Raw genomic sequence first — 11,212 nt, forward strand, 5'->3', positions numbered from 1 at the left:
CCAACGGGTTCAGATCCCACGAAGATCAACACAAGGCGGCTCGATGGATTCGGGCTCAGTAGGTCTGGTTCGTGGCTGGTTCGGTATGCCGGGTGTCGGCAGGTGTCACCGGTGCCCGGAAATTCTCGAGGTTTTCCTTGAGATCTGCCAAGACGTCCGCGGCCTCGGCTCCGTCGATCGCCCGATGATCGAAAGCCAGGTTCAGACGCAACACGGGAGCGATGTCCACTTTGCCGTCCTTGACGACAGGACGGTCGATGACCCGTCCGACGCCCAGGGTGATGGTCGTGCCGCCGACCGAGTGGAAACCGTCAACCGGGCGATGGCCCAACGAGGTGACGGCGAAAGTGCCGAGGGTGGCGCCACGGCGTTTCAATGGCCGTGCGGCGAGCCGGTACAGTAGCCGATCCAGGGGCCAGGGCAGCCGCTGCAGCAACCGGACCGGTTTGAACTCGGGCATCGTGTGCGGATCCCCGTCCCGAAACGGTTCGATCTTGCGCTGGATCTCGGCCATTTCGGCGCTTTCCAGCCCCGACAGCACCGTGGCCAGCACGACCCGTTGGCCGTTGATCGTCTTGTCCAGGGTGAGCTTACCGTTCACGGCACCGTGCCATGCCATCCGCGGCCGAGCACTGCCGCGGATCGCCGCGTTGGCTTCCGGATGGTCGGCCAAGACCCGTGCTGCCGCGTGCAGGACGTAGGTCACCAAGGAGTATCGTTCGCCGGCCTCCCGTGCTGCATTCCGATGCTGCTGAACGGCAGTCATGTCAACCTCGGTGTCCAGGAAAACCGGCGAGAACGAACGGATCTCCTTGAGGAAGTTGAGCGTGTGGCGGCGCTCCCTCGCGATTGTGGTGATGGTCGGGCTTTCGCCGGTGGTATCAGGATTGGCCATGGTGGATTCCTCCATTCGGTTCGTCGGGGTCGGATTCGTCGTCGAGTTCGGAGGCTCCGCCATCGAGGACCAGCAGCAGCTGACGGGCGATGTCGAGTGGGTTCGGATTCTCGTAGAAGATCGCGGGCGACATTTCCAGTCCCTCCAGGCGCAGCCGGTTGCTCAGTTCGAGTGCGCTGAATGAGGAAAAACCCAGGTCCAGCAAGTTGGAGTCCTCGGAAATTTCCTCGACCGAGTCGAGCCCGAGAACGGATGCCGCGTTGCGGTATACACGTTCCAGCACGGTCCGTAGTTTTTCCTCGTCCGAAAGCGTGTGGAGCCGGGACAGCAGCGGCGTCGGCTCGTCTCCGAAGGGCGATCCATCGTGTGTGTCGAAATCGAGCACTTCTCGCAGGAAGTGCTCGTGACTTGCGGCGGTATTTTCCCGCAGGACTGCACGGTCGAAGTCGGCGAGTAACAGACAATCGGGGCCCGAGTCGGCGGCCTGCCCCAGGACCTCCATGGCGAACCGAGCGGACAGCGGGCGCAGCCCGAAGCGTTCGGTCTCGTCGGTGCCTGTGTCCACCGGTCCCCAGGCGATTGCGGTCGCCGGGCGTGATTGCGCCCGGCGAGTCGATACCAGGGCATCGAAGTAGGCTTGTACCGTGCCTTGGGCCGAAAACCCGGGCACACCGAGAACTCCGGCCGCAGGAGCGAAGAGCACGAACGCAGCCAGAGATCGTTCCCGTGTCAGCTCGTCCAGGACGGTTGCTGCTGTGACTGCGGGAGCCAGCGTGTTCCGGATCTGCTTGCTGCTCGGTGGTACTGCTGGTGATTCGATGGCGGCCGCGGTCGTGTGCACCACCGCGTTGAGTGGTCTCTCCGCCGGTACATCGGCAAGGATCCCCGCGACCGCGTCCTGATCGGTGAGCTCGCAGCGGACCAAGCTGATCGGCACCCCGAAACGGGACAGCTCGGCTTCGAGTACCTCGGCCTCCCGCGAACCGGTGTCGGTCGAGAGGGTGAGCAACAGATGTTCGGCGCCGTGCTCGGCCAGCCACACTGCGGCTTCCCGGCCGATCACCGAATCGACGCCCGTCACCAGGACGGTGCCACTCGGTGTCCACGACTGCTCGTTGTCGAGCGGACGCACCGGTAGCAGCCGCTTGGCGTAGCCGCGCGAACCGCGTAGTGCGATCTGATTCTCCCCCGTGTCGACGGATCGGGTTCCGGAAGCCAGTACGGCGGGCAGCTGATGTCGAGTGTTGCCATCGAGTGCCTCGGGCAGATCGATCATGCCGCCCCACCGCGCCGGCGACTCGACGGCCATCGCCTGGGCGAGCCCCCACGTGGCGGCCTGCCAGGGTGACGGATCCACTGTCCCGGGGGAATCGGTCACGGAGAAGGCACCGCGTGTGATCGTCCACATCGGTGCGGCGATCTCCGCGTCCTCCAGTGCCTCGGCCAGCACGATCAACGAGCCGGGACAGCTCATGCCGTTCTCGGGCCCCTCCCGATCGGCGGTCAGCGCCAGCAATGACAGGACACCGTGGACAGGATCGGATGACCGGGTTCCTGTCGCGATCGCCTTGCTCAGGTATCCGCTCAGGACATCGTGATCCTCGACGCGTTCATCGACGACCACCGTTAGGACCTCGGCGCCGGCATCGATCAACGCCTCGGTGACCGCGTGGGTGAACTCGCTGTCCGCCCACTCCTCGGGAAGGACCACCAGCCATCGGCCGGAGAGGGCAGCCGTATCGAGGTCCGGCAGCGGGTTCCAGCCGATCCGAAAACGCCAGCCGTCCTTTCGCCGCCATTGGGACAGTGTGGGAAGGATCGTGGCCAGACCGGATCGTTGCTCCTCGGACATTCCCAGTATCGCGGCAAGCGAGTTCGTGTCCTGCTGCTCGACCAGCTTCCAGAACTCGGCTTCGATCCCGGGGTCTTTCCTGCCTGGAGTGCCGGCCGAGGGCGCGGAATCGTGCAGCCAGTAGGGGCGGTGCTGGAAGGGATAGCCCGGCAGCTCGACCCGTCGTGCCTCGGTGTCTTCGAATACCGTGTGCCAATCGACGGGGTAGCCGGTGACGTGTTGCTCGCTGAGTGTGCTCAACGCGGACCGGATTTCGGGCCGCCGCGGCCGCAGCACGGGCGTCAGGCTCGGTTGCACGGACGCGTCGGCATACTGCTTCAGGCTGCTGTCCGCCATCGCGGTGAGAGTGGCATCCGGGCCGAGTTCGAGGTAGCGGGTAACGCCATTCGTGTACAGCGTGTGAATGGCGTCGTCGAACCGAACGGCGTAGCGGATGTGGTTGCACCAGTACTCCGGCGAACACATCTGCTCGGCTGTGGCCAGTTGTCCGGTGAGGTTGGACACAATCGGCATTGTCGGCGGCCGAAGCTCCAGTCCGGCGACCACATCGCCGAACTTGTCGGCGGCCTCGTTCATGTGCGGGGAGTGGAAGGCATGGCTCACCTTCAGGCGCCGGACCTTGTGCCCCTCGCTTTTGAAGTGCTCCATGACCTCCACGGCGAGCTCCTCGTCGCCGGAGATGACGACCGATCTCGGACCGTTGACGGCGCCGATCCGCAGATCGTCCGTTCGATGCGCGAGTACGGCCAGCACTTCGTCCTCGGAGGCATCGACGGAGACCATCGCGCCGTCGTCCCGAGCTTCCTCCATCAGCCGGCCACGGGCCGCGACCATGGCAGCGGCATCCGGTAAGGACACGACCCCGGCGATATGCGCGGCGGTGAGCTCGCCGATCGAGTGCCCGGCCAGGTAATCGGGATGCAGTCCCCAGTGGCCGACCAACCGGTACAGTGCGGTCTCCAACGCGAACAGCGCCGCTTGCGTGTACATCGTCCGGTCGAGCAGCTTCGCCTGCTCGGATTCCGGTTCGGCGAACACGACATCGCGTATCGGCTGGTCCAGATGCCGATCCAGGGCCTGACAGACATCGTCGAACGCGCCGGCGAACACCGGGAAGCTCTCATACAGTTCACGGCCCATCCCCAGACGTTGGGACCCCTGGCCGGTGAAAAGGAATGCCGTCACGTTCTTGTCGGAAGCCGATCCCCGCACCAGGGTGGGCGACGGTTCGCCTTGGGTCAGGGCGTCCAACCCGTACAGGAAGGTGTCCCGGTCGGCTCCGACGAGTGCCGCACGGTGTTCGAAGTGCGTACGAGTGGTCGCCAGCGAGAAGCCGACATCCGCGATCCGCAGGTTCGGGTTCTCCCGCACGAACGAGCGCAGTCGCACCGCCTGATCACGCAAGGCATCGGCACTACGTGCGGAAATCACCCACGGAGTCATGCGTTCGTTCGGCTGCTCCGTGGTATGCGAAGCTTCTTCGCTCTCCGGCGCCTGCTCCACGATGACGTGGGCGTTGGTGCCGGAAATGCCGAACGAGGAGACTCCGGCGCGCCGGGGCTGGTTGCCGTTCGGGATCCAGTCACGTGCTTCGCCGAGCAGCGCGACAGCCTCGCTGTCCCAGTCGATGTGCGGTGTGGGTTCGTCGGCGTACAGGGTCTTCGGGAGCACCCGGTGACGCATGGCCTGGACCATCTTGATGACGCCTGCGACGCCGGCGGCGGCCTGGGTGTGGCCGATGTTCGATTTGATCGAACCCATGTACAACGGCCTGTCGTAGGCGCGTTGGTGACCGTAGGTGCCCAGCAGAGCTTGGGCTTCGATGGGGTCACCCAGTTCGGTGCCGGTGCCGTGGGCCTCGACGGCATCGATGTCGTGGGTGTCGAGCCCGGCGTCGGTGAGAGCCTGGTGGATGAGGCGTTCCTGGGCCGGTCCGTTCGGAGAGGTCAATCCGTTGGACGCGCCGTCCTGGTTCACCGCGGAACCCCGCAGCACGGCCAGCACGGGATGTCCGTTGGCACGGGCATCCGACAGCCGTTCGAGCAGCAGGATGCCGATGCCCTCGCCCCATCCGGTTCCATCGGCCGCGGCGGAGAAGGGCTTGCATCGTCCGTTGGGTGCCAGGCCACGTTGGCGGGAGAACTCGACGAAGACCCCCGGCGTGGCCATCACCGTCACCCCACCGGCCAAGGCCAACGAGCACTCGTCGTTACGCAGCGCTCGAACGGCCAGGTGCAGGGCAACCAGGGACGACGAGCACGCCGTGTCGACGGTGAGGGCCGGACCTTCCAAGCCCAGGGTGTAAGCTACCCGCCCGGAGGCGACGCTGCCCGCGCTGCCGATTCCGAGCAGCCCCTCGACTTCTTCCGGCGGCTGCTGAACGCGAGAGCCGTAATCGGTGTACATCACGCCCGAGAACACACCCGTCCGGGATCCGCGCATGTCGCCGGGATCGATTCCACCGTGTTCGAATGCTTCCCAGGAGCTTTCCAGGAGTAGTCGCTGCTGCGGGTCCATCGCCATCGCCTCGCGAGGGCTGATTCCGAAGAACCCCGCGTCGAATCCGGACGCGTCATTGAGGAAACCGCCTTCGTGGGCGTAGCTCTTGCCTTTCTTCTCCGGATCCGTATCGAACAGGTTGTCCAGATCCCACCCCCGGTCCTGGGGAAATCCGTCGATTGCATCTTTGCCGGAGGCGACCAGATCCCACAAATCCCGCTCCGAGCGCACGCCACCTGGATACCGGCAACTCATCGACACGATCGCAATGGGTTCCTTTTGAGTGGACCGTGCCTCGGCCAGCCGTTGGCGTGTCTGGTGGAGATCGTTGGTGACCCATTTGAGGTAGTCGAGGAGTTTCTGTTCCTTTTCCGAGTTCGTCATGGCAACTGAACTTCCTTCGAGACGAAAGGTCGTATTCTTAATTCGATGTCCGGCCGAGCTCTTTGTCGATGAAGTCGAACACGTCGTCGACAGTTGCCGACTCGATCTGGTCGGATACCTCGGATTCGCCGTTTTGTTCGTTCTCGGTCCACCTGGCCACCAGATTCTGTAGCCGCGCGGTGATTCGGGGACGGTGCTCCGTGTCGGCAGATAGTGCCAGTAGTGCGGTCTCGAGCCGGGTCAGGTCCTCAAGGACCGACTGCGCCGCATCCCTTTCCGCGGGTACCAGCTCGGTGCGTATGTGGTTGGCGAGTGCGGTGAGGGTGGGGTGGTCGAAGATCAGCGTGGCAGGCAGGCGGAGTCCGGTGGCGGTGTTGAGCCGGTTGCGCAGTTCGACGGCGGTGACCGAGTCGAATCCCATGTTCTTGAATGCCTGGTTTGTGTCGATGGTGTTGGGGTCGGGGAGGGCGAGGACGGCGGCGATGTGGGTTTGCAGGGTGGTGCGGAGGAGTTCGTGTTGGGCGGTGGGGTCGAGTTCGGCGAGTTGTTCGGTGAGGGTGCGGGGGTTGGAAGCGGTGTGCGGGTTGGTGCGGACGAGGTTGCTGAGGATGGGGGGCAGTGTCCGGGTGTCGTGTTGGTGCTGGAGGGCCGTGGTGTTCAGCTGGGTGGCCAGGTAGGTGGGCTGGTTGTGGTGGAGGGCGGTGTCGAAGAGGGTGAGGCCGTCGTGGTTGGTCAGGGGGGTGAGGCCGGAGCGGCGTATGCGGGTGATGTCGTGGGTGCGGAGTCCTTCGGTGAGGGTGCTGCTTTCGGTCCAGAGGCCCCAGGCGAGGCTGGTGGCGGGGAGTCCGTGGGTGTGGCGGTGGTGGGCGAGGGCGTCGAGGAAGGTGTTGGCGGCGGCGTAGTTGGCTTGGCCGGGGTTGCCGAGGGTGCCGGTGGCTGAGGAGTAGAGGATGAAGGCGGCGAGGTCGTGGTCGGTGGTGGCGGTGTGGAGGTTCCAGGCTGCGTCGACTTTGGGGGTGAGGGTGGTGTGGAGTTGGGTGGGGGTCATGGTGGTGAGGACGGTGTCGTCGAGGACGCCGGCGGTGTGGATGATGGCGGTGAGGGGGTGTGTGGTGGGGATGGTGTGGATGAGTTGGTGGGTGGTGTGGGGGTCGCTGAGGTCGGCGGCGGTGATGGTGACGTGGGCGCCGAGTTGTTCGAGGTCGTGTTGGAGTTGGGTGGCGCCGGGGGCGTGGGGGCCGCGGCGGCTGGTGAGGTGGAGGTGGGTGATGTCGTGGTGGGTGACCAGGTGGTGGGCGATGAGTGCGCCCAGGGTGCCGGTGCCACCGGTGATCAACACCGTGCCCGCGGGATCCAGTTCCGCGCCCCCGACATCCCCCGACCGCACGACGTTTCGCGCCACGCGTGGAACGCACAACGTGCCGGAGCGTATCGCCACCTGCGGTTCGCCATGCGTCCATACGTCCTTGACCACGGCCTCCGTGTCCACGGTTTCCGGGTCGGTGTCCGGATCGAGGTCGAGCAGGGTGATCCGGTCGGGATGCTCGGATTGAGCGGTGCGGATCAGTCCCCACACCGCCGCGCCGGGCAGATCGACCACCGTCTCCGCACCGCCGGTGGACATCGCCCCGCGTGTGGTGATCACCAGGTGTGTGTCGGCGAACGCCGGTTCGTCCAGGAAGACCTGTGTCAGCTCCAGTAGCCGAGCGGTCAGGGTGTGCACGGCCTCCGGGATGTCGTCACCGTGGTCGGTGGCATGCACGAGCAGCGACCGTGGTGGTGCTTCGGAGGAATCCGCGAGTCGGCGTACCGCATCGGCATCCGGTGTTTCCAGTGTGTGGAGGGGAGCCGGTGTTTCCGAATAGGCGGTGCCGTTCGCGGCTGTCCATTCGACGGTATACAAAGTCCGCGGCCGGTTCGCGCGCAGTGCGTCGAGCTGTTCGGTACTGATGGGACGTACGGCCAGTGCGGAGATATTCACCAGCTCGGTGCCGTCCTCATCGGCCAACCGTAGTGAAACCTGCTGGTCACTCGACTCGGAAAGCTGCACTCGCAGGCGCGTGGGATTGTTCATCGCACCGGTGTGCAGGTTGATTCCGGACCAGGTGAATGGGAGTCGTATTTTGTTTTCGTGGGTGTTGAGGACGAGTGGGTGTAGGGCGCTGTCGAGGAGGGCTGGGTGGATGTGGTGGTTGGTGGTGTTGGTGTTTTCGGGGAGGGCGATTTCGGCGTAGGTGTTGTTGCCGTGGCGCCATGCTTTGCGTAGTCCTTGGAAGTGTGGGCCGTATTCGTATCCGTGTTCGTTTAGTTGGTTGTAGAGGCCGTCCAGGTTGAGGGGTGTTGCTTCGGTGGGGGGCCAGTGGGTGGCCCAGTGTGTGTCTGGGGTTTTTGGGGTGGGGTTTGTGGTCAGGGTGGCGGTGGCGTGTCGTGTCCAGTCGTTGGTGTTGGTGGTGCGGGTGTGCAGGGTGAGGGTGCGTTGGTGGGTGTTGGGGTGGGGTTCGCTGATGTGGAGTTGGAGTTGGAGGTTGGTGTCGGTGTCGAGGATGAGGGGGGATTCGAGGGTGAGTTCGTTGATGTGGGGGGTGTTGGTGTGGGTGGCGGCGTGGAGGGCGAGGTCGATGTAGGCGGTTCCGGGGAGGAGGACGGTGTTGAGGATGGCGTGTTCGGGGATCCAGGGTTGGGTTGTTTGGGTGAGTTGGCCGGTGAATAGCCAGCCTTGGTTGTTGGGGAGTTCGGTGGCTGTGCTGAGGAGTGGGTGGTTTGTTGGGGTGATGCCGAGGGTGGTGGGGTCGTTGGTGGTGGTTGGGGTGTGTAGCCAGTAGTGCTGGTGTTGGAAGGGGTAGGTGGGGAGTTCGATGTGGTGTGCGTGGGGGGTGAGGGTGGTCCAGGTGGGGCTGTGGCCGTGGAGGTGGGCTTGGGTGAGGGCGGTGGTGAATTGGGTGGGGGTGTGTTCGTGGCGGCGGAGTGTGCTGATGGTGGTGGCGGGGGTGTTTTCGAGGGTGTCGGTGAGGGGGGTGGTGAGGACGGGGTGGGGGCTGATTTCGATGAAGAGGGTGTGGCCGGTTTCGGTGAGGTTTTGGGCGGTGTCGTGGAAGTGGACGGTGTTGGCGAGGTTGTTGTACCAGTAGGTGGCGTCGAGGTGGGTGGTGTTGAGGTGGGTGCCGGTGACGGTGGAGTGGAAGGGGATGGTGGCTGGTTGGGGGGTGATGGGGGCGAGGTCGGTGAGGATGCGGTGGCGTGCGGGGGCGACGTGGGGGCTGTGGGAGGCGTAGTCCACGGCGATGGTGCGTGCGTGGATGTTGTCGGTGTTGCAGGTGGTGAGGAAGGTGGTGATTTGTTCGGTGGGGCCGGCGATGACGGTGGAGGTGGGGCTGTTGATGGCGGCGATGTGGAGGTCGGTGGTGTGGGGGGTTTGTAGGCGGGTGTGGATTTCGTGGGCGGGGAGGTTGATGGAGGCCATGCCGCCGGTGCCTGCCAGGGTGCGGATGGCTTGGGAGCGTAGGGCGATGATGCGGGCGGAGTCGTCCAGGGAGAGTGCGCCGGCGATGTGGGCGGCGGCGATTTCGCCTTGGGAGTGTCCGAGGACGGCGTCGGGTTCGATGCCGTGGGCGCGCCATAGGGTGGCGAGGCTGATCATCATGGCCCAGAGGGCGGGTTGGACGACGTCGACTCGGTCGAGGAGTTCGGCTCCGTGGTCGGTGGTGATGGTTTCGAGGAGGTCCCAGTCGGTGTGGGGGGCCAGGGCTTCGGCGCAGGCGTGGAGTTGTTGGGTGAATACGGGGGAGGTGTTGACGAGGTCGCGGGCCATGCCTGCCCATTGCGAGCCTTGGCCGGGGAAGACGAAGACTCGTTTTCCGGGGCGGCTGGTGTTGGGGATTTCGGTTTGGTGGAGGGCGGGGGAGGCTCCGCCGATGGCGAGTGTGCCGAGGGTGTCGATGCCGTGTTGGCGGTCGGTGGTGATGATGGCGGCGCGGTGTTCGAAGTGGGTGCGGGTGGTGGCCAGCGAGTAGGCGATATCGCGGGAGCTCAACTCCGGATGCTTGTCCAGGTGGGCACGTAGCCGTGTTGCCTGATCACGCAATCCTTGTGCTGTTTTGGCCGAGAGCAGCCAGGGCTGTGCTCCCGGGTCGACGGGGTCGTCGGATTCCGCGGCGGGCTTTTCGGGTTCGGGGGCCTGTTCGAGAATCACATGGGCATTCGTGCCCGAGATGCCGAACGACGATACCGATGATCGGCGCGGACGCCCGTCGGTGGCCCAGTCGTGGGGCTTCGTCAACAACGACACCGCACCGGATTCCCAGTCCACGTGGGGGCTGGGCGTTTCGGCATGCAGTGTCGGTGGCAGAACACCATGGCGCATCGCCTGCACCATCTTGATCACACCACTCACCCCGGCCGCTGCCTGCGTATGACCGATGTTCGACTTCACTGAGCCCAGCCACAGTGGCTGCTGCCGGGTGTGCTCGCGTCCGTACGTCGTCAACAGTGCCTGGGCTTCGATGGGGTCGCCGAGGGTGGTGCCGGTGCCGTGGGCCTCGACGGCGTCCACTTCGGCCGCACTCAGCCGGCCGTTCTCCAAAGCCTGGCGGATCACCCGCTCCTGTGCCGGGCCGTTCGGCGCACTCAACCCGTTGCTGGCGCCGTCCTGGTTGACCGCCGAGCCACGCACCACTGCCAGGATCGGGTGTCCGTTGGCTTCGGCGTCGGAGAGGCGCTCCAGCAACAACATGCCCGCCCCTTCGGACATGCCGGTGCCGTCGGCCTCCGCCGAGAACGCCTTGCACCGACCATCCGGAGCCAGCGCCCGCTGCCTGCTCATACCGATCATGACGTTCGGCGAGGCCATGACCGTCGAACCACCCGCCAGCGCGAGCGTGCACTCGCGGTTCCGGAGGGCTTGTACCGCCAGGTGCAGCGTGACCAGCGACGACGAACACGCCGTGTCGACCGTCACCGCAGGGCCTTCCAAACCGAAGGTGTAGGCGACCCGGCCCGAAGCGACGCTACCCGTGCTCCCCGTCAACTGGTACGCCTCGGTGTCGGCTGTTCCTGCCCCACCGAAGGCGTAGCCGTGGACGACCACTCCGGCGAACACCCCGGTGCGACCGCCGCGCATGGTGTTCGGGTCGACACCGGCGCGTTCGAACGCCTCCCAGGACGTCTCCAGGAGCAGTCGCTGGTGGGGATCCGTCGACAATGCCTCGCGCGGGCTGATTCCGAAGAACTCGGCATCGAATTCCCCGGCATCCAGCAGGAAACCGGCCTCACGCGGGTACATTTTCCCCACTGCGTCCGGGTCCGTATCGAACAGTTTCTCCAGGTCCCAGTCGCGGTCCGTCGGAAACTCGGCGGAGATCGCGTCCGTGCCCGTTGCCACCAGGTCCCACAGCTCCTCCGGTGAGGAGACACCACCGGGAAACCGGCAGCCCATGCCGACGATCGCGACCGGTTCGTGGTTCTTGTCCTTTTCTTCTTGCAGCCTCCGGTTGGCCTCTCGCAGGTCGGTCGTCGCACGCTTCAAGTAATCGCGGAGCTTGTCTTCGGTGTTCATTCGGCACTACCTTCTCTGCACATCGCTGGGC

General features: G+C 65.1%; 3 protein-coding genes. All 3 read right to left on the bottom strand.

The genetic code is table 11. The features are described from left to right. Positions 1-55 precede the first annotated feature (55 nt). The 3 genes from JOF55_RS19095 to JOF55_RS19105 are packed head-to-tail and all read right to left on the bottom strand — an operon-like array spanning position 56 to position 11,181. Positions 56-895 carry a 2-oxo acid dehydrogenase subunit E2 gene (locus JOF55_RS19095; protein ID WP_310276118.1) on the bottom strand — a complete coding sequence of 280 codons (840 nt, stop codon included), beginning with the start codon at positions 893-895 and terminating at the stop codon, positions 56-58. Then, positions 882-5,630, bottom strand: a complete 4,749-nt coding sequence (locus tag JOF55_RS19100) for a type I polyketide synthase (RefSeq protein ID WP_310276120.1) — start codon at positions 5,628-5,630, stop codon at positions 882-884. Before JOF55_RS19100 ends, JOF55_RS19095 begins: the two co-directional genes overlap by 14 nt. 37 nt (positions 5,631-5,667) lie before the next feature. Then, positions 5,668-11,181, bottom strand: a complete 5,514-nt coding sequence (locus JOF55_RS19105) for a type I polyketide synthase (RefSeq protein WP_310276122.1) — start codon at positions 11,179-11,181, stop codon at positions 5,668-5,670. Positions 11,182-11,212 lie beyond the last annotated feature (31 nt).

This window comes from Haloactinomyces albus, assembly GCF_031458135.1.
GTDB lineage: Bacteria > Actinomycetota > Actinomycetes > Mycobacteriales > Pseudonocardiaceae > Haloactinomyces > Haloactinomyces albus.